Below are 23,479 nucleotides of genomic sequence, written 5' to 3' on the forward strand. Positions count from 1 at the left end.
CTTGAATCAGTAGGCCAGGCCTAGACGCAGGTGCAAGCGGTTGGCGTCGGCGCGGGTGGTGGCGCCAGCACGCAGTACATGGCCGTAATCGAGTTGCAGGTTCACATAGGTCGACAGCACAAAGCGCGCACCGATACCGGCACTGGCGATCGAGGTGCTAACAATCTCGCCTGGCTGGGCCTTGTTGCGGTGCACGTAGGCGCTGTCGTAGAAGCCCAGCAGGCGGCAGTTCCAGCCTGCGCGCGAGCACAGGTTGGGCGTGTACGCTTCCAAGTTGAGGCTGGCGCCGGTATCGTTGGCGATTTCGCGCTCGATGAAACCACGCACCGACGTCGCGCCGCCGATACCGAACTGCTCGCCCGGGATCAGCGCGTCGCTGGTGTACTGGCCGTTGACAATGGCACGCAACTGCCACTGGTTCTCCAGCGCGCGGGTGATGCTGCCGCCAAAACGCAGCAGGGTGTAATCAGGCTTGGAATTGACGCGCGCCAGGTTGAAGGAAGCCGGGCCGCCATTCGATCCACCGGAAATATTGCGCAGCAAAGTGATCTGGCCGCCGACCTCGCCCAGCGCGATGGGCGCATTGGCCTGGTAGCTGATGCTGAGCGGGTGCACCGTCACATTGTTGCCCAGCTCAGTCCCCTGGTACTGCACGCTGTTCTTGAAGGCCTTCACGTCCACGCCATAGGACAGGCGCGACTCGATCTCACCGCGCTTGGCCAGCGCCTGGTTGTAGCGCGCGCCATACACGGCGCCCTTGCCGCTGACCGCCAGGTTCAATGCGCCCGCGCTAACGGTGCCGGAATCGACGTTGGAATAGCTGGCAAAGAAATCCAGCGAGTCGCCCAGGCCGTACAGCGGAATATGGTAGCCCGCGCCATACACCTTGACGCGGCCCGGCTCTTCGGCCGAGGTGGTGTACTGCAGCGACGCCAGATGGTCGCGGCCAAACAGATTGGCGTTTTGCAGGATCACGCCCAGGTGGGTCTTGCCGGTGGCTTCGGTGCCGGTGTTGTCGGCATTGGCCATCACCTTCCACGGCGATTCGTCTTTGACGTCCAGCACGGCATCGACTTCATCATCCTTCTCGCCGCTCTGCAGCTTCATCGTCACCTGCTTGGACGGGCTCTCGTTACCCTGCTTCAGGTTGGCCGATATGGTCTTCAGATTCGGCGAACGCCCCTCCTGCAGCGCCGGCAGGCTGCGGCGGATATTGGCTTCGTCAAAGTACTGGTTATTCTTGACCGAGACCCGGCCTATTTTGGTTTCCACCACACGCAGCACCACCACGCCGCCATTCAGTTCCTGCTCCGGCAACTCGATGGTGACCACATTGAAGCCGCGCTCATGGTAGACCGCCTCCAGTGCCTCCAGCGCGCGCTGCACGTCGCCGAAGTCGCGCTGCTTGCCGCTGTACTTGCTCAGCAGGGCATCGATTTCGGCAGGCGGCAACAAGGTATTGCCTTTGACTTCAAAACGGGAAATCTCAAACCGGATGGCGCTGTCGTCTGCCGTATCGGCCGCCCATGCCGAGGCAACGGCGGCAGCAAGTAAGGACCCTGCAAGCAGGCGCGTTAGGCTATATCTCATGTTGTGGACTCGTGGTGTTATCTGGCAGTTGAAACTGTCAATTTTGTCTTTTTGATATTTTGCAATAACAATCTTTCCTCGATGCTAGCATAGCCATCCCACGCTGCGCGGCGATTTTCCCCGAGCCGCCCCAAGTGTTGGATTCCCGCCTAGATTTAGTTGCAATACATTTTCTTGGTTTGCTCTTTCATCGACGCCACGCTGGTCTTGGCGTTTGCGTCGCCTTTCTTATCGCCAGGTACTTTGTCGTCAGGGGCACTGGTGCCACCGCTGGAGCCGCTGGAACTGGCAACCTTGGTATCCGGTACCGATGGCGTACTGCTCGTGGTGCCGCCGCTGACGATGGAACTGTTGATGATGTTCACCGTCGAATTGATCGCCTGCGTCACCGGCTGGCTATTCTGGTTTTGCGCATCCGCAGTGGCTTTGGCGGCCGCATCCGCAGCAGCCTTGGCGGCGGCATCGGCGGCCGCTTTGGCAGCAGCTTCGGCAGCGGCGTCGGCGGCCGCCTTGGCGGCAGTTTCCGCTGCAGCTTTGGCGGCGGCATCGGCGGCGGCTTTCGCGGCCGCATCGGATGCTGCAGCGGCCGCAGCCGCGTCGGCGGCAGCCTTGGCCGCTGCATCGGCGGCGGCTTTGGCGGCGGCGTCCGCAGCGGCCTTGCTGGCGGCATCCGCGGCAGCTTTGGCAGCGGCATCGGCAGCCGCCTTGGCCGCCGCGTCCGACGCGGCCTTGGCGGCGGCATCGGCGGCGGCTTTGGCTGCGGCGGCGTCTGCAGCTGCCTTGGCGGCAGCCGCTGCTGCTGCCTGCGCCGAGCCATCATTAATCGCCGGCACCGTACCACTGCCCAACGTGCTGCCCGTGGTACTGACCGAGCCATTGGGCGCCGACAGCGTCACGGGCGAGCCGCCGCTGCTGATCATGGTGCCGCTGCTGGCAGAGATGCTGCCATTGGTGGCCACTGCAGAAATACTGCCGCCGGACGGCACCGACAAGGTCCCGCCCAGCACAATGTTGGTGCCGGCCGTCAGGCCAATGCTGTGGGTGGAACTCAGCGCGGAACCGCTCCCCAAGGTGATGTCAGTGCTGGCGGCCAGCGTGATATCGGTGCCGCTGATGCTGTTGTTGATGGTCACCGGGCTGTGCGCGGTAATCGATACCTGCCCCGTGCCAGCGCCACTGTTGTAGGCCGTAATCGTGCCTGCCGTATGAATCCCGCCATGGTTGTCGATGATGATGTTGCCATGCGTGGTCAATGGCCCCAGCGCCAGCTCGCCGCTGGTCACGATATTGGTCAGCGCGATATTGCCCTGGCCATACACGGTGGCGGAAAACGCGCCCACATGGTTGCTGGCATTGGTCAGCGTAATGCCGCCGTTGGCGCTTGCATTCAACATGTCAGCCACCAGCTGGGTGCCGCTGTTCTGCGTGACCACGCCGCCCTCGCCCGCGTTCAGCGTCAGCGAGTGCGCGCGGATATTGCCCACCGCGATGTTGCTGCCACTGCTGACGTTGACCGTGCCATCGCTGTTGATCAGGCCGCCGGTCTGCGTCAGGCTGTTCACATCCAGCCGGCTATTGCTGCCCACGGCATTCAGCGCGCCGCTGCTCAGCACCAGGTTGCTGGCACTCAGCCTTCCCTGCAATTCAAGCGCGCCGCCGCTCTGCGTCAGTGCGCCATAGAAATTGGAAGTATCGCTGCCGCTGCCGGTCAGCGTCAGCTTGCCGCCCGTCAACGTCAGCGCCGTGCCATTGGACGACAGCGTGACCAGCGTGGTATTGCCAGCCGACGCATCGTAGGTGACCAGGCCGGCGCTATTGCCCAGCGAGGCCGCCAGCACATTGGCGGCATCCGGTGCAATGCCGTCAGCCCAGTTGCCGGATGCGCTCCACAGGCCGGCGCCGGTCGCGGTCCAGGTGGCCAGTGCGCGAGCCGTGATGTCGCCGCTGACGCCGGAAATCACATAGTTGCCGCCATCGTAGCCACCCAGGCTCAGCGCCGAGCCGCCCACCGTGACCGTCTTGGCCAGGCCCACATTCTTGTCGGCATAGGTGGCAGTTGCGCCGCTGCTCATGAGCGACACATCGTCATTCCCCAGCACGCCACTCAATGTCGCGCCGCCGAAGGTGCCAGTAGTTGTGTTGTTGTACTCGCGGCTGGCCAGCGATACCGCCAGCATGGCCGGGGTAATGTCCGCCAACAGACCGGCGGGATAGTTCATCACAACATAGTTGCCGGCATCGCTGCCGGCCAGCGTCACGCCGTTGACGGTCACACTCTTGGCAACGCCGACGTTTTTATCGGCAAACGTCGCATTGGTAGCGGCGATGCTGACCTGGTCGTTGCCAAACACGCCTGCAAGCATACCGCCCGTCACTGCGGCCTTGCGGCCATAGCTGTCGGATACCGCATCGTAATCGACGTTGTAGACGCGGCTGTTGGCAGTCATGCCATTAATCGTCAGCACGGCGGGCGTGATTTCGCCGGTCAGGCCGCTTGGCGCCACCAGCACATAATTGCCCGCGTCGGCGCCGGACAAGGTATAGCCATTGGTGTTGACCGTGACCAGCTTGCCGCTGCCGACGTTCTTGTTATCAAACGTCGCCGTGCCCGTGCCGCTGATGGACACCACGTCGTTGCCTAAAGCGCTCACGCCAGGCGTGCCGTTCAGCGTCGCGTCCACCTGGCCGTTGTAGCTGCGGGTCTGGGCGCTGAGGCCATCCACGCTCAGGCTGGCGGGCGTCACGGTGCCGGTGCCGCTGACGCCCGTGAGGGTGTAATTGCCGTGGGAGTTGCCGGTCAGCACGGCATCGATCAGGCTGACCGGCTTGTTGGTGCCGACATTCTTGTCGCTAAAGTGCACACCGCCGGTCACCCCCACCGTATCCGAGCCGACCAGATTGTTCACTACCGAGTTCAGCGTGCCACTGAAGAAACCGGTACCACCGTCATAGACTTTTTCAGCCGTGAACACCGCCGTCACCGGACGCGGCGTGATCTCCAGCTGGGCGCTTGTACCGCTATAGCTGATATCGTATTTGGTGGAATAAAAGCCGCCGACCGCGTAAGTGCCGGCGTTGGACGCACCGTCAAAACCCAGTGCGCCAGCAATGCCGGTCGGGACCGGGTCCGCCGTGCCGGCGAAGGCCGCTGATTGTCCATCGTAGACTTTGCTGACGCTGCTGCCGCCCGTCACATTCACCGTATAGGGCGTGAGGAAGGTTTTCAGCAGCGGCACCGTATGGCCTTCATAGATACGCCACGTATCGCTGAAGTCCATGCCGCTGAAACTGCCTTGCTGCTTCATCTGCGCCGTCGTCAGGCCCACGCCACCAGCTGCGTCCGAAGGCGTGCCAGCAGTCACCTGGTTGAAGTAGCCATGGGTCAGCGTGCCGCCCTCATACGAACCGACCAGACCGTTATAGCCATAGAAGCCGGACGAACTCACCGTACCGCTGCTGAACACATTGCTGATGCTGCCTGCGAACAGGTCACCCGCCAGTCCGCCAATATTGCCGTGGCTGACCGTGTTGTCAGCGCTATTGCCGCTGACATTGCCAGAAGCATAGGCGTTATTGATGCTGCTGTTGTTGGTGTTGCGTCCCACCAGGCCGCCAACATTGCGGCCGCCATTCACATTGCCGGTTGCGTAGGACAAGGTCAGCGCGCCGCCGTTGTTATCGCCGATGAGGCCGCCGACAATTTCGCCCAAGCTGTACACCGTGCCGGTCGCAAACGACTGCGTCACACTGCCAACGAAGTTGCCTTCCTTGGCATTGCTGCCGATCAGGCCACCTGTGTAGCCAAAGCCGGTACTGCTCACATTGGCACTGGACGACGAAGTACTGACCTGGCCGACGTTACGGCCGATCAGGCCGCCGATATTGGAGGCGTTGGCGCCAGCCTGGCCCGTCACTGTACCGCTGCTGGTGGCATTGCTCAGCAGGCCGCCATTGGTACCGAGCAGCCCGCCCACATTGCTGATGCCGGTCACCGTGCCACTCACCGCGAGGTTGTCCATGAAGCCGATACCGTCGGTAACAAAGCCCACCAGACCGCCGACATTGCTACTGCCAGTGACATTCACGTTGCTTAGCGTGAGATTTTTAATCGTGCCGCTCGCCAGCGCCGAGAACATCCCTACCGCATCCTCGCCAGGCCGGTTAATTTTCAGATTCGAGATGCTGTGATTGGCGCCATCAAATACCCCCGTGAACACGCCCGCACTCGCGATCGGCTTGAAGTTGGCGGACCAGCCTGCCGTGGCGCTTGCATCGATATCGTTGGCCAGCACGTAGGAGCGCGAATTGCTCAACGTTGCCGCGCCCTGCAAGCCATAGACGTCGGCCAGCTGGTACGGTGATTGCAGCGTGCCCAGGCCGCCAAGCACGCGCACAAAGCTGCCGCCCGTCAGCTTGAAATCCGCCGCGCTAAAGCCGGGCAAGGTGACACTGTTCTGTATCCACTGGCCGCCCAGCATTTCAAATCGCCCGCCCACCGACACCGCATCGGCAGAGATGGTGCCGACTGTACTCAGCGACAGACCACCGGTCGTGGTCATCGCAGACTGCATGTCGATATTGCGCTGCGCCGTCAACGCCAGGCTGCTGCCTATCGTCATTGGCGCGCTGACGACAATATCGCCCGTACCGGTGTGGACTGAATTGATCGACACATTGAGGCTGGCGGCCGTTGCGCTGTTCAGGTCAGCATTGGTCAGTGCCAGCGTATCAGTCGGGTTGCCCGTTGCGCCCAGGTCCACCTGGTTGCCGGTGCTCAGGCTGATGCTCGGCGCGTTCAGCGTACCGCCAGCCAGCGTCATCTTGCCGGCAAAGATGTTGATACCGGAACTGGAGCTCACCGTCCCTGCATTCGTCACGCGGTGATCGCCTTGCGGCACGGTCTGCAGACTCAGCACGCCAGGCACGGACAGCACCGCGCCGCTATTGATGGTCAGCCCGTTGGCCTGTCCTTGCAGCAGCACGCCGCCACCGCCCAGCGAGCTGGACAGGTTGAGGCTGCCATCCACAGTCAGCATGCCGGTGGCGGCCGTATTGGTCAGCGATGGGCCAATCGACAGCAGACCGTTGACCGGCACGCTGATGTTCTGCAGTTCGCTCTCGCTCAGGCCCAGTGTGCCACTGCTATCGGCCGAACTGCCGCCGACCAGCACATTGATCGCATCCTGGTAGGGCGTCAGACTCACCTGGTGCTGGGTGACGCCTTGAATAACGCCATTCAAATTCATCTTGTCCGCTACCAGCGCGATATTGCCGGCGGTGGTGGATACGGTGTTGCCGCTGTCGATGATCAGCGTGCCGCCGGCCTTGCTGGACTGGAGCTGGAGGTTGCCCCCGGCGTTGACATTGCCGCTCACCGTGATGTCGCCGTTAAAGGCAGTCGCCGTCAGCGAGCCAAATGCTGAGCTGGCGTCCAGGTGCACATTCACTGCAGTCAAGGTGACATTGCTGCCTTGCGAGGTGAGCGTGGCGGTGCCGCCGATGGTATTGGCGTTGTTATCCAGCAGGATGGCGCCGGCCGCGATGGCATCGATGCTGCTGACGGCCAGCGCGCTGATCGGGCTGGTGTCCTGCACGATGGCGCCGACCGAACTCATATGCAGCGCGCCACTCAGCGCGGTGATGGGAGCATTGAGGCGGATATCGCTGTCTGCCTGCAGTGTCAGGCTATGGGTCGAACTCCACGACAGAGGGCTGACCACCTTGATCTGACCGATACCGGTACCGCTGGCATTGCTGGTGCTAACGGTGACATCATTGGTCAGCAGCGCGGTCGTCAGCACACCGGTCTGCAGCAGCGAACCGGCGACAGCCGAGCTTTCAACAAACAGGCCGGTGCCGCTCAAGGTGTTGCTGCCACTGAGGCCAGCCGTCATCGCGGTACTCAGGTCGGCCGCGATATAGACATCACTCGGGTCCAGCAGCAGCGAACCATAGGCGCCTCGGGACGCACGGGTATCCACCGTGCCCTGCATGTCCAGATAGTGGCCCGAGGTTTCCACCATGCCCCCATTGCCGCCCTGCGCACCGCCGCGCGCGGAAATCGCGCCATACATCTGCGTGGTCTTGTCGCCCCACACGACAACCTTGCCGCCATTGCCCTGCGCAGTCGCATCGGCGCGCAACACGGCGTCCTTGCCCACGTATGACTGCTGCGCATTCATCACGGCCGCATTTTTGCCTTGATAATCGCCGCCCACCAGCACCGTGCCGCCGCCCGCTGCGCCGCTGGCATCCAACACCGCGTTGCCGGTCACACCGACTTTCTCGCCCAGCAGCTGGATGTCGCCACCCGTGTTCAGGTTGCTGCCCACGGCCGTGGTCGTGCTGCCCGCTTCCACCAGCGTGGTGCCACTGGCCTTGAGCACGATCTTGCCATTCTCGCCGCGCACTGCACTGTTGGCGTTGATGACGCCGCGCTGACTGACCAGCGCGCCATACACGCCCACACGCCCTCCCTGCGCCACGATGCTGCCCAGATTCAGCGCCTGGTCGGACGATGACGACACCACCACCTGCACATTGGGATCGCTGGAATCAAATAGCTGTACGCTATGGCCGGCCGCCAGCACCACCTCGCCGTTCTGCGTGGAGAGGATGCCGCTGTTTTCGACAGCCGGTGCGATCAGGAAGATCTGCCCGCCGGACGGCGTGGTAATCGTGCCCTGGTTGCTGACCTTGCCCGCATTGGCGGCGCCGTTGAAGTTGTTTTTACCGGCCAGGAAATCGGCATTCGAGAGATTCAGGCTGGAGGCCACCAGCCCTGCCACATCCACCCGCGAGCCCGCGCCAAACACCACGCCGTTGGGATTAATCAGGAACACCTTGCCGTTCGATTGCAGCGAACCGAGAATCACGCTGGGGTCTTGCCCGGTGATGCGGTTAAGCACCTTGCTATCCGTGTTCTGCTGCACAAAGCGCGCCACCTCATCGGCGCCGATCGAAAACCCCTGCCAGTTGATGATGGCATTTGGCGTGTTGGTGACCGTGTAGGTCTTGCCTTGCTGATTGAAGCTGGCCTGCCCGGCGATGACGGTAGGATTCACCGGCGCGGCATACGCGCTGCCATAGCAGGCAGCCACCAGCACCGCAATGGCCTTGCGGCGCAGCTTGTGGGAAGGGACACTAGCTTTCATGACGACATCCTCTAGCAGGGGCGGATTTCGGTTCCGCCCGTGTCCGAATAGTCGCCACAAGCGGCTGTGAGTTCTGATTTGTAAGGTGCGGGCACAGGGGCGGGGTGCCGAGGGGCTGAATTTAGCCAGTAGGAAACTTATGTTTTTTAAAGTCTAATCCCGTTTGCCGAGTTCGCCACCCTTTTTTGTGCGCTGCGGCTGGATTTTGTTGGAAAACTGTGGCTGCATTAATGCCCCAACATCATTGACGATTTTCTATTATTTGGTCTCGAAGGTGGTCACGCCGTCCCAGTCCGCGCCGGGCGGATGGGCGCGGTAATAGGCGATCCGCTCCACGTACAAATGGTACAGGCCGCGGTCTGGCGACAGCGCCTGCAGCTCCGCAATGATGGCGCTGGCGTCATCCCAGCGCTGGGCGCGCACGGCGGCCAGCGCTTCATGCCAGCGCGCGACTTCATGCCGGGTGGCATCGTCTGTATCCTTCTCCAGCGCAATCGGTTCAAAGATGGCCACCGGTTCGTTCTTGCCTTTGACGCGCACCAGGTCCAGCTCGCGATAGGTGAATTCTGTCGCGGCCGCGCGCGTGGCCTCGCCCACCGTGATGCCGACGCCATACACCTTGGTGATGCCCTCCAGGCGCGAGCCCAGGTTCACGGCATCGCCCATCACCGTATAGGCGCGGCGGATGTTGGAGCCCATGTCGCCCACGTGCATCAGACCGGAGTTGAGGCCGATGCCGATTTTCAGTTCCGGCCAGCCGCGCGCAATGAAGTCCTGGTTGAGGCGTTTGGCGCTGGCCTGCATCAGCAGCGAGGTAGCAACGCCACGGCTGGCGTGGTCGCTGAACGCTACCGGCGCGCCCCAGAACGCCATCACCGCGTCACCGATGTATTTGTCCAGCGTGCCCTGATGGGCGCTGCGGATGTCTTCCGACATCGCCGTCAGGTACAGGTTGATGTATTCGCGCAGCTGCTTGGGCGTCAGCCCTTCGGAGATGGTGGTGAAGCCGCGCACGTCGACAAACATCACGGTCAGCTCGCGGCTCTCGCCATCCATATTGTATTTTTCCGGATCTTCCGCCATCTCGGCCACCAGCTCGGGCGCCACGTACTCGCCAAAGCGCGACACCAGCGCCGCCCCTTTGCGCACCTCGAAGAAGTAGCCCCAGGCGACGTTCATCACGAACACACTGACAATCACAATCACCAGCATGGCCAGATCGAAGATCAGGTCCATCTCGCGGTACAGATAATAGTTGGCCGCCAGGGAGGCCGCCAGCACCAGCACGCCGGACAGGATCGCGCGCAGCGGCGACAGCGCCGCCAGGCCGAAGCTCAAGGCCAGGCCGACCATCAGTACCGAGGCGGCTTCCGCGATGAACGAGTAATACGGCCGCTGCTTGAAACGGTTGTCCAGCATGGAGCGGATCAGGTTGGCGTGAATTTCCACGCCGGGATATTCGGGATTGACCGGCGTGGCCCGCAAGTCGACCAGCCCCGGCGCCGTGGTACCGATCAGCACCACCGTGCCTTTCAGCAGCTCGACCGGCGCGCGGCCCGTCAGTACATCTGCCGCCGACACATAGCGGAACGAGCCGCCGCGCGGACCGCCAACGCCGCGGTACTGCACCACGGTGCTCATGCCGTCGCCGACCGGTATCAGGCGCTGCACGCCGCCGGGCATGATGATGGTCAGGTAGTCGTAGCCGCCGCTTTCGCGCTGCAGGTCCGACATCTTGTCCACGTTCTGGTCCAGCAGCGGCTTGACCGCCAGCGCATTCAGATACAGCGACGCCGTGGCCAGCGACAGTGACGGGTAATAGCTGTCGCCCACCTGCTGGATCAGGTAGGCCGTGCGGACAATACCATCCGGGTCGGTCACCACCGAGAAGCTGCCGGCGCCGGCGGCCGCCTGCGTCAGCACCGGCACGTTGGCCTCGAAGCCGGGGGCGTTATACGCGGTCAGTTCGCGGCCGTTCAGGTCCGCCTCGGTGAACAATGGCTTGGGCAGCGTGCCCTTGATCTGGTCGGGCGACAGGTTGAAGCCGAGGATGACGGGTTTCTCTTTGAGTGCGGAGGCAAACACGCCGTCGTAGTCCATCATCGGCTTCAGTTCTTCCAGGCGCTGGCGCAGCACCGGCACATCCTTGAGCTCAGTCCTGGACAGCTTTTCCAGCACGCTGTAGCCGGACGAAGTGTCCGGCTCGGGGAAGGAAATATCGTAGCCGACCGCCTTGGCCTGGTAATGATTCACCAGCTGCGAGATCAGCGTGCCCTGGACATTGCGGCTCCACGGGAAGCGGCCGAATTCGGTGAGCGACTTGCCGTCGATATCGACAATCACGATGCGCTTGTCCAGCACCGGTTTTTCCAGCTTCATGCGCTCGCCGGACCACAGATTGTCCAGCCGCGCCACGGTGTCGTTGCTGTACCAGCCCAGCGCGTAAAACACCCCCGCCATGGTGATGAGGATGCCCAGCAGCCAGCGCGGGCCGTACTTGGTCAGTGTCTTGGAAAATTTGGCGGGAAGCAGGCGCACGCGCTGTCCTTACGGGGTGTAGCCGGGAATCCTGGATTCGTCGATGTCGTCGATCTGCTTGGCGTCCATGTTTTTATGGGCGAATTCCAGGTAGATCCTGTTGCGGATGAAGATGTCGAACAGGTCCGGGTCGATGTGGCCATTGAGCGAGAAATTGCCCAGGATGCGCAGCGACTCCGACAGCATCTTGCCCTTCTTGTAGGGGCGGTCCTTGGCGGTCAGCGCTTCAAAGATATCGGCAATCGCCATCACGCGCGCCTGCACCGACATCTGCTCCTTGGTCAGGCCGCGCGGATAGCCTTTGCCGTCCATGCGCTCGTGGTGGCCGCCCGCGTATTCCGGCACGTTCTTGAGATGCTTGGGCCATGGCAGCGCCTCCAGCATCTTGATGGTCATGACGATGTGGTTGTTGATTTCCTTGCGCTCGCCCTCGGTCAGCGTGCCGAACTTGATGGTCAGGTTCATCAGTTCATTGTCGTCGAAGAAGTCGCGCTCGACGCCATCCGGGCCAACCCAGCGACGTTTGCCGATCTCGCGCACGCGCTCCTGGTCTTCCGGCTTCATGCCCTCGCCGCCGACGTTGGCAAAGCGGATGAAGTCGCGGTCGGCGCGCAGCGCGGCCTGCTGTGCGGCCAGTTCGGCGTCGATGGCGGCAACGTCGGCACCGGGCGCCCGCTGGTGTTTGAGCGCGGCGATTTCGGCGTCGCGCAGCAGCACTTCAAAGCGCGTATCGATCATGCCGATACGGTCGAAAATCGTCTCCAGCTTGGTGGCCTTGTCAACCACGTGCACTGGCGTGGTGATCTTGCCGCAGTCGTGCAGCAGGCCAGCCAGCCACAGCTCCTTGCGGTCGGCATCGTTCATGTGGAAATCGGCCAGCGGGCCGCTTTCCGTGTTGTGCACGGCCTCGGCCAGCATCATCGTCAGTTCAGGCACGAACTGGCAATGACGGCCCGTGTACGGCGATTTCTCGTCGATGCCGATATTGATGAGGTTGACCAGGGATTCCAGCAGTTCTTCCAACTGGGCGATCAGGCGCTGGTGGGTCAGCGCCACGGCCGCCTGCGCGGCCAGCGCCTCGATGAAGCGCTGGTCGGTCTGGGTGAACGCGCGGATCTCGCCCGTCTCGCTGTCCTTGGCGTTAATCAGCTGCAGCACGCCTACCAGTTCGCCTTCATGGTCGCTCATCGGCACCGTGAGGAAGGATTTCGAATGATAGTTGCGCATCTGGTCGAACTTCACCATGCCGGAGAAGTTGAACACGTCGGCCTTGTACACATCCTCGATGTTGACCGACAGGCCGAAGTGCGCCGCATAGGCGGCCACGGCCGACAGGTTTTTCTCGCCGCTGCCATCGTACAGCGGCACGCTGCCCGCCGTCACAGGCTGGCCGCTGGAGCCGCCCTGGTGAGTCTTGAGCGTGTCGTTGATGAGGATGTGGAAATTCAGGAACTGCTTGTCCTCGCTGGGACGGTACAGCGTGCCACCGTCAGCATTGGTCATGCTTTTGGCGACAATGAGTATACGCTCCAGTAAAGAGTCGGTATCGTGATTGCTGCCCAGCTGGACGCTGAGTTCGGTCAGCTGATCCAGGCGTTCGGCGATTTGCGTTTGATTCAACTCTTGCATGGTTGCTCTTTTTTATACCCGTTTAGACAAGGCGCGGCGACGCCCAAGTTGCAAGCGCAGTGTGGGAGTGTAGCTCTAGCGCAAGCTGTTGTACATCGGGAAATCATCGATGCGACGAATTTGCATCGGGTTTCCCTATGGCTGGAAAAAAAAGCTATTATCGACCGCAGGCAATGAGGCAACAACACACAACAAAAACAGCGATTACCAGGGATTGCGTATGAAATTCACATTTTGGGGAGTGCGTGGCTCTATCCCCTCCCCCGGTCCGCGTACAGCGCGTTATGGCGGCAATACCACTTGTATTGAAGTACGTACCGACAACGACACCCTGATTATTCTCGATGGCGGCACCGGCCTGTTCGCCCTCGCGCAGTCGCTGATCCAGAATAAAACCAAGCCCATCCACGCCAACATCTTCATCACCCACAGCCATTGGGACCACATCCACGGCCTGCCGTTCTTTACGCCGCTGTTCATCCACGACAGCCGCGTACGGCTGCATGGCGTGACCGATCCCGACACCGGCAACGGCATCGAACACGTGATGGGCGTGCAGCTGCAGAACAGCTACTTCCCCGTCAGCGAAACGCAGATGGACGCCACCATCGAATACCAGACGCTGGAGGTCGGTCAGCCAACCCTGGTCGGCGACGCCAGCGTCAGCAATGTGGTGATGAACCATCCCGTCATCGATCTCGGTTACCGCATCGACTGCAATGGCCGTTCGCTGTTCTTCACCGGCGACCACGAACCGCACTACAACATCCATCCGCCCGGCCATCCCGAACACGACACCTATGCGCGCTGGATGGAAGAGCGCAACGCGGCGATCGACGCCACCGTGCGCGGCGTCGATGCGCTCATCGTCGACTGCTCGTACACGCGCGAAGAATACCCGGCCAAACAGGGCTGGGGCCACGGCACGTTTGACTCGGCGTTCGCACTGGCGCTGCGCACCGGCGCCAAAGCGCTATACTGCACCCACCACGAACCAACGCGCAGCGACGACGAGCTGGAAGCCGTGTTCGCCGAAGTCATGGCGCGCCACGCCCCGCTGCTGGGCGATCTCAAGGTGCTGCTCGCATACGAAGGCATGGAAGTTAATCTGACATAGCGGAGCGCTCATGAATGCCGGCCAGCCCAGTGCACGACCTAGCGATGTCGATCTGCGGCTGGCCTTTTTCCAGAAGCTGCAAGCCGTCACCACCAAAATCCACGCCACCAGCAATCTCGATGAGATCATGCTCGACCTGGGCATGGAGTTCTGCGACCTGTTCAACTGCGACCGCTTCACGCTGTACGCGATGGACCACCAGAAGGACTACATCGTCTCCAAGGTCAAGACCGGCCTGACCTCGTTTCGCGACCTCAAACTGGCGATCACGCCGGCCAGCATTGCCGGCTATGTGGCGCTGACGCGCAAGACCGTCAACCTCGCCGACGTCTACGACCAGGCGGAGCTGGAACGCTACTCGCCCGAGCTGCGCTTCCAGCAGGGCGTGGACCAGCGTACCGGCTACCGCACCAAGCAGATGCTGGTGGCGCCGCTGATCGCGGTGCAATCGCGCGAGCTGCTGGGCGTGGTCCAGTTCATCAACAACCGTGACCGCGTGCCCTTCTCCAGCATCGCCGAAGACGGCGTCAAGGAGCTGTGCGAGACCTTGTCGGTGGCGTTTTCGCAGCGCCTCAAACCTCCGCAAATGGTACGCACCAAATATGACGGTCTGGTGACGGAGGCGATGATTTCGGCGCAGGAACTGGAACAGGCCACGCGCACCGCGCGCGCACGGGAAGTGGATATCGAAGATGTGCTCATCGACGAGTATGAGATCAAGCCGGCCGCCATTGGCGTGTCGCTGGAAAAACACTTTGCCGTACCCTACGAGCACTTTCGCGCCGACCGCATCAAGCCGGTCGACCTGCTGAAAAATCTCAAGCGCCAGTATGTGGAGGAATCCGGCTGGATACCGCTGGAAGAAAACAAGGACGGCTTGCTGGTGGCAGCGCTGGATCCCGAGCGGGTGGCGCACACCCACATCGTCAACCAGATCTTCCCGCGCGCCAAACCGGTGTACCGCGTCACCTCGCACCGCGAATTCCGGCAAATGGTGGAGCTGTTCTTCGGCCATGGCGACAGCGGCAGCGTGGGCGATCTGCTGTCCGGCATGGACGACGCCTACGACGAGGATGGCGAAGCGTCAGGCGAAGTCTCCGAGGCGGTGGAAAATGAGCTGGTCAAGCTGCTCAACAAAATCATCATCGATGCGTACCGCCAGGGCGTGTCGGACATCCATATCGAACCGCTGCCGGGCAAGGGCAAGACCGGCATCCGCTTCCGCAAGGATGGCACGCTGGTGCCGTATATCGAAATTCCCGCCAGCTACCGCAGCGCCCTGGTGGCGCGCGTGAAGATCATGTGCGACCTCGATATCTCCGAGCGTCGCAAGCCGCAGGACGGCAAGATCAAATTCAAGAAATACGGCCCGCTGGACATCGAACTGCGCGTGGCCACCATCCCGTCCGCTGGCGGCGTGGAAGACATCGTGATGCGGATACTGGCGGCAGGCGAGCCGATACCGCTCGACAAGCTGGGCGTGCTGCCGTTTAATCTGGAGCGCCTGCGCGCGACGATTGAAAAACCCTATGGCCTGTTCTTTGTCTGCGGCCCGACCGGCTCCGGCAAGACCACCACGCTGCACTCGGTGCTGAATTACCTCAACACCCCAGACACCAAGATCTGGACCGCAGAAGATCCGGTCGAGATCACCCAGAAAGGCTTGCGCCAGGTGCAGGTCAACCGCAAAGCGGGCCTGGACTTCGCCACCGTGATGCGCGCCTTCCTGCGCGCCGATCCCGACATCATCATGGTGGGCGAGATGCGCGACAAGGAAACCGTCGCCATGGGCATAGAAGCCTCGCTGACCGGCCACCTGGTGTTCTCCACGCTGCACACCAACAGCGCGCCGGAATCCATCGTGCGCCTGCTGGACATGGGCATGGACCCGTTCAATTTCTCCGATGCGCTGCTGGGCATACTGGCGCAACGCCTGGCCAAACGCCTGTGCGGCAAATGCAAGCAGGCGTATGAGCCGCCCGAGTCCGAGCTGCAGGCGCTGCTGAACGAATACTGCGAGGAGCTGCCGGACGGCGCCCGCGCTGCGGCGGTGACGGGCCTGCGCCAGCGCTATGCCAAGGACGGCAAGTTCACGCTCTACCGCGCGGTGGGCTGCGATGATTGCAACAAGGGTTACAAAGGCCGTATCGGCCTGCACGAGCTGATGACCGGTTCCGACAAGGTCAAGAAACTGCTACAGGAGCATGCGCGCGTTGCTCAGCTGCTGGCGGCCGCGCTGGAAGACGGCATGCTGACCCTGAAGATGGACGGCATCGAGAAAGTCCTTCTCGGGATTACCGACATCAAGATGGTGCGCGCGGTCTGCATCAAATAGCCGCGTGGCGTACGGCGGCGGTCCGCCAGTGCGCGCAGGCGTGCAAGGCCAGCCTTGACGTTGAACGAACGGCCTGCCAGCAGCGCGCTGACCATTTGCGTGGCCATCGCCAGCGCCGGCGCGGCGGCGGTTTGTACGGTGTACGGCAACACCAGGCGATAGCGTCCCTGCATGCGCGGCACCACGCCGACAAAACCGATCGTCACTTCATTCAGCGCCAGACGGCGCAATTCGATGGCGGCCTGCTGGACCAGCTCCACAATCGCCGGCACTTCATCGGCACGCTTGCCGACCAGGCCACGGAAACGGCTCAGTCCCGGCAAGGCGGCGTACAGGCGCTCTTGCAGTTTTTCAGTTGCTTCAGGTGTGACAGGGTCCAGCTCCAGGATACTCAGGAGACATGGCTGGGTGGAATAGCGGTTGTCGCTGTCCAGGTAACGTTGATCAATGATTTTCATGCCGAGCATTGTGCCGCGTACCTCACGTGCACGTAAGCAGTGCCCGCCGCGACCTGCTGTGGGATCAGACCTACAAGCAGAGCCTTGGGTTATAGCTGCTTCTCGAAACACACCGCCAGCGGGTTGCCGATGTATTTGCCGTAGTTGGCAATCCGTGTATAGCCACGTGCCTCGTAGAAATCCATCGCGCGGCGATTGACCAGCCGCGTCTCGAGCCAGAGCGCCTGGTAGCCCAACGCCAGCGCCTCGTCCTCCAGAAAGCGCAGCACAGCGCTGCCGACCCCGCTGGTGCCATGCCGCGCATACATGCGCTTGATCTCCGCCACGCCCGGCTCGATCGGCCGAAAGGCGCCACAGCCGAGCGCGGTACCGTCGTCATTGCGGGCGACGACAAAGCACGCCATCGGCCCGCGCACGTCCTCGACATCAAACGACGCCTTGCCGCTGTCGCCGGTGATGGCTTCCAGCGCGGTCGACAATTCCGCCATCAGCAGAACGGACTCAGGCGCAGTCGGATCTTCTTCACTCAGGTGGATAGTGTTCATGGTGGGTAGATTATTGCACAGTGCAAATGACCAGCTCCGGATCGGCGTTGATGCGCACGGGAATGCCGCTACAACCAACGCCGCGACTCACAATCAGATCTCCATTATCGCGCACTGGAAAGCGGCCATAGTAAAACGGCCGCGACAGCGGCCCTTGCGGCATCACCAGCGGCGTGCCGTCGGGCATGGCGATCTGGCCGCCATGCGTGTGACCAGCGAAGCCGATGTCGTAGCGCTGGCCTTGCAACATCAGCAAACCGTCAGGCGCGTGGACCAGCAGGATGCGGGTCGCTGCGGCGCCGGCAAACCCGGCGTTGCCGTCCGCCTCGCCGGTCCAGGGATCGTCCATGCCGCAGACCGACACCGTATCGAACGGCGCAGCCAGCGTCATCGCGCGGTTGACCAGCATGGTCACGCCAGCGCCTTCAAACAACTGCGCGATGTGCTGATCGTCGGTGGACAGGTCGTGATTACCGAACACGGCAAACTTGCCCAGAGGGGGTTTGCACGCCGCCAGGCCGGGGCACAGCACGGCAGCATGGCGCGCAGGCCCGGTCACATAGTCGCCGCCCAGCAGCAGCACGTCCGGCTGCTCGGCAGCGATGGCGGAAAACAGATCATCAAAAATCGTTTTGTGGGTAGGCCGCCCTGCATGAAAGTCCGACGCAAACGCAATCTTCAACGGCCGGTGCAAGCGCCGTTCCGCCGGCAGCGCGACACTATAGCGCGTGACGCCAAGACGACCGTGCAGGCCGCAGTGATAGCTCAGCGCACTCACCAGCCCGCCGAGCGTCGCCAAATCCAGCAAGGACTCCAGGCCGTGATGAATGCGGGAGTAACGTTTGCTGCGGGGAGAAGGCATGGGATTCGAGAAATAAAAACCCGCATGATAGTGCATCCGGATCAAACCGCGGCCAGCAAGAACAAAAAGATCGCGAGAGATTCTGATACCTCGCTATATGCTGGACACAAATATCTGCATCTATCTGATGCACTCGCAGCCACCGCAGGTCGTAGCGTGGAAGTATGTGATGACTAAATCTGGACGTCCGCAAGTATCTGAGGACGAAGTGCGCGGATGCGCTGTTCGGTGAAGTAGCCGCCACCTTCGGTGTAGCGCAGGTAGTGGCGGTTGCATTTTACGCAGCGCAGTACCTGGCTCAGGTTGGCGGGATAATAGCGTGGCGCGATGGGCGCGTCGGCGCTGTCGTAGCGTGTGCCGTTGGGGTGGTATTCGGCAAAGGTCGGCTCCGCATACGGATCTTCAACCAGTGTCGCCACTTCTTCAAACTGTTCCAGCGTCAGAGAATACGGCACCGTCTGCCACGCAAAAAGTGCCGCATCATGGCAACTGCAAGGTACGGCCACAGCCTCCGATACCGCCGCCAGTTGTTTCAGTTCCGCAAAATCAATCGCCATCACATTCACTCTTCAAGAAGGTTTTTGATTTTACTGCAATCCAAATCAATCCGTTGTCGGCAGAAGAGACTACATTGACGGCAAATCACTCGGCGTCAAGCAAATGGAACTACGCATCCTGACCAGGTTATTTCCACTGCTGATGGCAGTACTCGAATTCTTGCTACGCGCCAGTGCAAATGGTGAAGATCCATGGGAGTTCATCGGACCGACAATTGGCGGCGCAGCACTAGGGATGCTTTTACCACTTACACGTACCACAATTTCAGTTGAGTCCAGAGTCAAAAATCCTCATGCAGATATTGGGAAAGTCCATATCAGCGATCATCATTGGGCACAAAGCATTAATATTCTATTGTGGATAGGGCTTGCCGCATGGGCTGTCAGCCTGTACTTGGGCATCAATCACGGCAGCCTGTATTTTCCTCAAGTAGATGGCGTGCGGACATCCATTTTGATTGGACTTATACTTTGGCTATGCGCGGTTAGTGTCGATTTTCTACGCGGAGGAAAACTATGAGCTGGCAGATATTAGGGCAGGCTCTCGGCATGCTGGCTGCCGGCCTGCTTGTCACTGTAGTGCTAAGTATTGCATTACCGGCCATTCGCGACCATTTTTTCCCGCACAAGCCAGAGAGTGACTACACGTATCTTATTCAAGCCCGGGATGGCAAAAAAACCATCGTCGTCATGCCGCCGGATATGCCCGAGACAGAGCAACAGGAGCTGATGCGGAGAGCCTATTCGCAACTGAGCCTGCCGCCACAATCTCATTACGCAGTCCCAATGCCAGATGACAGCGCAAGTTTATGGAAGATGCGCCGCCACACTACCCGTCTCGTTCAAAGCGACAACGCGCAAGCGATCGCCATTCCTTCTGAAATCGCCTATACGCGCCCAGATATCGAACTGGACATCCAACGCGTCGGCGACGAATTGCGCATTCGCCCCCGGCAGCCAGTGCAATAAAAAAGGGAGCCGAAGCTCCCTTTGTTTTACATGATGTGGTGTCCCACCCACCAGGCGATCGCCGCCACGAAGGCGGACGCTGGAATCGTGAAGACCCAGGCCCAGACGATATTGCCGGCCACGCCCCAGCGCACTGCCGACATTTTCTGCGCCGAGCCGACACCGACGATCGCGCCGGTGATGGTGTGCGTGGTCGAGACCGGTACGCCGAAGTGCGAGGCGATCAGCAGCGTGATGGCGCCGCCGCTCTCGGCGCAGAAGCCACCCACCGGTTTCAGCTTGGTGATTTTCTGGCCCATGGTCTTGACGATGCGCCAGCCGCCAAACAGCGTGCCGAACGAGATCGCGCCATAGCATGACACGATCACCCACAGCGGTGGCTCGGCGCCGCCAGCCGGCACCTGGCCGACCGCGATCAGCAGCATCCAGATGATGCCGATGGTTTTTTGCGCGTCATTGCCGCCGTGGCCCAGGCTGTACGAAGCAGCCGATACCAGTTGCAGGCGGCGGAACCATTTGTCGACGCGGCGCGGCGTCGAGCGCACGAAAATCCATGACACGATCAGCATGATGATGGAGCCGAACACAAAGCCCATCAGCGGCGAAATCAGGATCCACTGGACCGTCTTCCACAGGCCGCCGCCGACCAGCGCGCTGGTGCCGGACTTGGCCACTGCTGCACCGACCAGGCCGCCGATCAGCGCGTGCGAGGACGACGACGGGATGCCGTAGTACCAGGTGAACAGGTTCCACACGATGGCGCCGGTCAGCGCGCCAAAGATGACGTACTGGTCAACAATGCCGGGATCGATGGTGCCCTTGCCCACCGTGCCGGCCACGTGCAGGCCGACCACAAAGATTGCCACGAAGTTGAACAGCGCCGCCATGGCCACCGCAGTTTGCGGTTTCAGCACGCCGGTCGAGACCACGGTCGCGATCGCATTGGCGGCGTCATGGAAGCCATTCATGAAGTCAAATATCAACGCCAGGCCGATCAGCAGCACCAGGACGTAGATACTGATTTGTAGGGTATGCATGTTGGATTATTCTTCTTGTAATCAGGCGTTTTCGACGATGATGCCTTCGATGATGTTGGCCACATCTTCGCAACGGTCGGTCACGGTTTCCAGGATTTCGTAGATGGCTTTCAGCTTGATCAGGTTGCGCACGTCCGGTTCATCGCGGAACAGCTTGGACATGGCGGCGCGCATCACATGGTCGGCGTCCGATTCCAGGCGGTCGATCTCTTCGCACACGGCGACGATCTGGCGCGAGTTGTCCATGTTATGCAGCATGCTAACGGCTTCCTTGACCTTTTCGGTGCAAGCCAGCACCAGTTCGGCCAGGCGCTTGGCTTCCGGCGTGACCGAGTGCAGGTCGTACAGCGACACGGTTTGCGCAGCATCTTCCAGCAAGTCGAGGATGTCGTCCTGGCGCGTGATCAGCTTGTGGATGTCATCACGGTCGATCGGCGTGATGAAGGTTTTGTGCAGCAGGTCGACGGTCTGGTAAGTGATCTTGTCCGCTTGCTTCTCGATGCTTTCAATCGCGTGCACGCGGTTTTCCAGGTCATCGAAATTCGACATCAGGCCCACCATTTCTTTTGCGCCTTTGACGCACAGCTCGGCGTGCTGATTAAACAGGTCAAAGAATTTGCCCTCGGTGGGCATCAAACGTCCAAACATATTTTTCTCCGTTCATTACTACTGCAGATCGCCGACCGGTTGTGCCGGGTCGGCGTTAAGATTAGTCGCCCTGGTAAATACCCAAACTACCAGAGTAATTGCCAAACTTGGTATAAGCGCCGATCCAGGTCAGACGCACTGCGCCGATTGGACCGTTACGCTGTTTACCGATAATGATTTCAGCGGTGCCCTTGTCCGGCGAGTCGGCGTTGTACACCTCGTCGCGGTAAAGGAAGATGATGACGTCCGCATCCTGCTCGATAGCGCCGGATTCGCGCAAGTCGGACATGACGGGACGTTTATTGGGGCGTTGTTCCAGCGAGCGGTTCAACTGCGACAGCGCGATCACCGGGCAGCCCAGCTCTTTGGCCAGGCCTTTCAGCGAACGCGAGATCTCCGAAATCTCGGAGGCGCGGTTGTCGCCGGCCTTGGAACCCTGCATCAGCTGCAGGTAGTCGACAATGATCAGGCCCAGCTTGCCGCACTGGCGCGCCAGGCGGCGTGCGCGTGCGCGCATCTCGATCGGATTCAGTGCCGGCGTTTCATCGATGAAGACCTGGGCGTCGTTCATCTTCTGGATTGCGTGCGTCAGGCGCGGCCAGTCTTCGTCGTTGAGGCGGCCGGTGCGCAGACGGTGCTGGTCCAGCTGGCCAACCGAACCCAGCATACGCATCGCCAGCTGGGCGCCGCCCATCTCCATCGAGAAGATCGCCACCGGCAAACCGGCTTCAATCGCGACGTTTTCGCCGATGTTGACCGAGAATGCGGTTTTACCCATGGACGGACGGCCGGCCACAATCACCAGGTCGCCGCCTTGCAGGCCCGAGGTCATGCGGTCGAGGTCGATGAAGCCGGTCGGCACGCCGGTAATTTCGGACTGGTTGTCGCGCGAGTACAGTTCATCGATACGTTCGACCACCTGGGTCAGCAGCGGCTGCACCGCCAGCCAGCCAGCGGCGCCACGGGCGCCCTGCTCGGCAATCGCAAAGATGCGCGATTCGGCTTCGTCGAGGATCTCTTTGGTTTCCTTGCCCTGCGGGCTGAACGCCTGGCCCGAGATATCGTCGGCCACGGTAATCAGCTGGCGCAGCACCGAGCGGTCGCGCACGATCTCGGCATAGCGGCGGATGTTGGCGGCCGATGGCGTGTTCTGCGCCATGGCGTTCAGGTACGTCAGGCCACCGACGTCGTCGGCCTTGCCCAGCTGGGTCAGGTTCTCGAAAACGGTGATCACGTCGGCCGGCTTGGAGGCGTTAATCATCCGCACGATCTGCTCGAAGATGATGCGGTGATCATAGCGGTAGAAGTCTTCCGGCTGCATCATGTCGGCAATACGGTCGAACGCCGAGTTATCGCGCAGCAGGCCGCCGATGACGGACTGTTCTGCCTCGATAGAGTGTGGCGGGACGCGAAGCGAATCGACTTGCGGATCGGAGGGGGCGTTCATGGCGCGAATTATACCTGCTTGCTTGTGCCAAATTACAAAATTATGACGATAAAAAAGCCGGGGCTAAGCCCGGCTTTTTCAAGGTGTTGCATATTCGACAGGCGTTGCCGCCCGGTCGAATCTTAGGCAGCTTCGCCCACTACAGCAACGGTCACTTCTACCACCACGTCGGTGTGCAGAGCAACGGCTACTGGGAACTCGCCAGTGGTCTTCAGCGGACCGGTTGGCAGACGAACAGCCGATTTTTCAACAGCGAAACCGACTTTCGACAGGGCTTCAGCGATGTCGAAGTTGGTTACCGAACCGAACAGACGGCCATCAACGCCGGCTTTTTGCGAAACGGTCACGGTCATGCCGTTCAGTTTCTCGCCTTGGCCTTGAGCCACAGCCAGCTTGGCAGCAGCAGCTTTTTCCAGTTCAGCGCGTTTGGCTTCGAATTCCGCGATGGCCGATGCGGTAGCGCGGCGGGCCATTTTTTGCGGGATCAGGAAGTTACGTGCGTAGCCGTCTTTAACTTTAACGACTTCACCCAGGTTGCCCAGGTTGACAACTTTTTCCAACAGAATGATTTGCATAGTTCTTCTCCAGTTACT

General features: G+C 61.1%; 16 protein-coding genes. 4 read left to right on the forward strand and 12 right to left on the reverse strand.

Going from position 1 to position 23,479, the window contains the following annotated elements; genetic code table 11:
- Positions 1 to 6 precede the first annotated feature (6 nt).
- The 4 genes from BUA36_RS02420 to BUA36_RS02435 form a co-directional block, all read right to left on the reverse strand.
- Positions 7 to 1,590, reverse strand: coding sequence for a ShlB/FhaC/HecB family hemolysin secretion/activation protein (locus BUA36_RS02420; RefSeq protein ID WP_072781018.1), 1,584 nt, complete (start codon positions 1,588 to 1,590; stop codon positions 7 to 9).
- Between the two features lie 155 nt (positions 1,591 to 1,745).
- Positions 1,746 to 8,744: a YDG domain-containing protein gene (locus BUA36_RS30620; RefSeq protein ID WP_072781020.1), complete on the reverse strand. Its 6,999-nt coding sequence runs from the start codon at positions 8,742 to 8,744 to the stop codon at positions 1,746 to 1,748.
- Positions 8,745 to 9,002: 258 nt separating this feature from the next.
- Positions 9,003 to 11,282 carry a CHASE2 domain-containing protein gene (locus BUA36_RS02430; protein ID WP_072781022.1) on the reverse strand — a complete coding sequence of 760 codons (2,280 nt, stop codon included), beginning with the start codon at positions 11,280 to 11,282 and terminating at the stop codon, positions 9,003 to 9,005.
- Positions 11,283 to 11,291: 9 nt separating this feature from the next.
- Positions 11,292 to 12,911, reverse strand: a complete 1,620-nt coding sequence (locus BUA36_RS02435) for an HD family phosphohydrolase (RefSeq protein ID WP_072781024.1) — start codon at positions 12,909 to 12,911, stop codon at positions 11,292 to 11,294.
- Positions 12,912 to 13,131: 220 nt separating this feature from the next.
- Here BUA36_RS02435 and BUA36_RS02440 point away from each other — a divergent pair, with 220 nt between their 5' ends.
- On the forward strand, positions 13,132 to 14,028 hold the full coding sequence (locus tag BUA36_RS02440; RefSeq protein WP_072781026.1) for an MBL fold metallo-hydrolase: 897 nt from the start codon (positions 13,132 to 13,134) through the stop codon (positions 14,026 to 14,028).
- Positions 14,029 to 14,038: 10 nt separating this feature from the next.
- The gene (locus BUA36_RS02445; RefSeq protein WP_072781028.1) at positions 14,039 to 16,363 is read left to right on the forward strand and encodes a GspE/PulE family protein; all 2,325 of its coding nucleotides are present in this window, start codon (positions 14,039 to 14,041) and stop codon (positions 16,361 to 16,363) included.
- Here the strand turns inward: BUA36_RS02445 and BUA36_RS29880 are convergent.
- From BUA36_RS29880 to BUA36_RS02465, 4 genes are all read right to left on the reverse strand, one after another.
- Positions 16,246 to 16,821 (reverse strand): hypothetical protein, encoded by a 576-nt coding sequence (locus tag BUA36_RS29880; protein WP_139260328.1) that lies wholly within the window; start codon positions 16,819 to 16,821, stop codon positions 16,246 to 16,248. The two genes, BUA36_RS02445 and BUA36_RS29880, sit on opposite strands and share 118 nt — an antisense overlap.
- An 89-nt stretch (positions 16,822 to 16,910) precedes the next feature.
- Complete coding sequence (locus BUA36_RS02455; protein WP_072781031.1) at positions 16,911 to 17,366, reverse strand: GNAT family N-acetyltransferase; 456 nt, start codon at positions 17,364 to 17,366, stop codon at positions 16,911 to 16,913.
- Between the two features lie 10 nt (positions 17,367 to 17,376).
- Positions 17,377 to 18,228 carry a metallophosphoesterase gene (locus BUA36_RS02460; RefSeq protein ID WP_072781550.1) on the reverse strand — a complete coding sequence of 284 codons (852 nt, stop codon included), beginning with the start codon at positions 18,226 to 18,228 and terminating at the stop codon, positions 17,377 to 17,379.
- A 173-nt stretch (positions 18,229 to 18,401) separates the two neighbouring features.
- Complete coding sequence (locus BUA36_RS02465; RefSeq protein ID WP_072781033.1) at positions 18,402 to 18,785, reverse strand: hypothetical protein; 384 nt, start codon at positions 18,783 to 18,785, stop codon at positions 18,402 to 18,404.
- Positions 18,786 to 18,888: 103 nt separating this feature from the next.
- Here BUA36_RS02465 and BUA36_RS30135 point away from each other — a divergent pair, with 103 nt between their 5' ends.
- Together BUA36_RS30135 and BUA36_RS02470 are read left to right on the forward strand one after the other, a co-directional pair.
- Complete coding sequence (locus tag BUA36_RS30135) at positions 18,889 to 19,305, forward strand: hypothetical protein (protein ID WP_139260329.1); 417 nt, start codon at positions 18,889 to 18,891, stop codon at positions 19,303 to 19,305.
- Positions 19,302 to 19,754, forward strand: coding sequence for an AbrB/MazE/SpoVT family DNA-binding domain-containing protein (locus BUA36_RS02470; RefSeq protein WP_072781035.1), 453 nt, complete (start codon positions 19,302 to 19,304; stop codon positions 19,752 to 19,754). The genes BUA36_RS30135 and BUA36_RS02470 overlap by 4 nt, the downstream gene beginning before the upstream one ends.
- Positions 19,755 to 19,780: 26 nt before the next feature.
- Here BUA36_RS02470 and BUA36_RS02475 read toward each other — a convergent pair whose 3' ends face one another.
- The 4 genes from BUA36_RS02475 to rplI form a co-directional block, all read right to left on the reverse strand.
- Positions 19,781 to 20,791 (reverse strand): inorganic phosphate transporter, encoded by a 1,011-nt coding sequence (locus tag BUA36_RS02475; protein WP_072781036.1) that lies wholly within the window; start codon positions 20,789 to 20,791, stop codon positions 19,781 to 19,783.
- Positions 20,792 to 20,812: 21 nt separating this feature from the next.
- Positions 20,813 to 21,439: a DUF47 domain-containing protein gene (locus BUA36_RS02480; protein ID WP_072781038.1), complete on the reverse strand. Its 627-nt coding sequence runs from the start codon at positions 21,437 to 21,439 to the stop codon at positions 20,813 to 20,815.
- A 61-nt stretch (positions 21,440 to 21,500) separates the two neighbouring features.
- Entirely contained in the window at positions 21,501 to 22,886 is a 1,386-nt protein-coding gene (locus BUA36_RS02485) for a replicative DNA helicase (RefSeq protein WP_072781039.1), read from the reverse strand.
- A gap of 122 nt (positions 22,887 to 23,008) precedes the next feature.
- Complete coding sequence (gene rplI, locus BUA36_RS02490) at positions 23,009 to 23,461, reverse strand: 50S ribosomal protein L9 (RefSeq protein ID WP_072781041.1); 453 nt, start codon at positions 23,459 to 23,461, stop codon at positions 23,009 to 23,011.
- Between the last annotated feature and the right edge of the window lie 18 nt (positions 23,462 to 23,479).

Origin of the sequence: Duganella sacchari (assembly GCF_900143065.1) — a bacterium.
Taxonomy (GTDB): Bacteria; Pseudomonadota; Gammaproteobacteria; order Burkholderiales; family Burkholderiaceae_D; genus Rugamonas; species Rugamonas sacchari.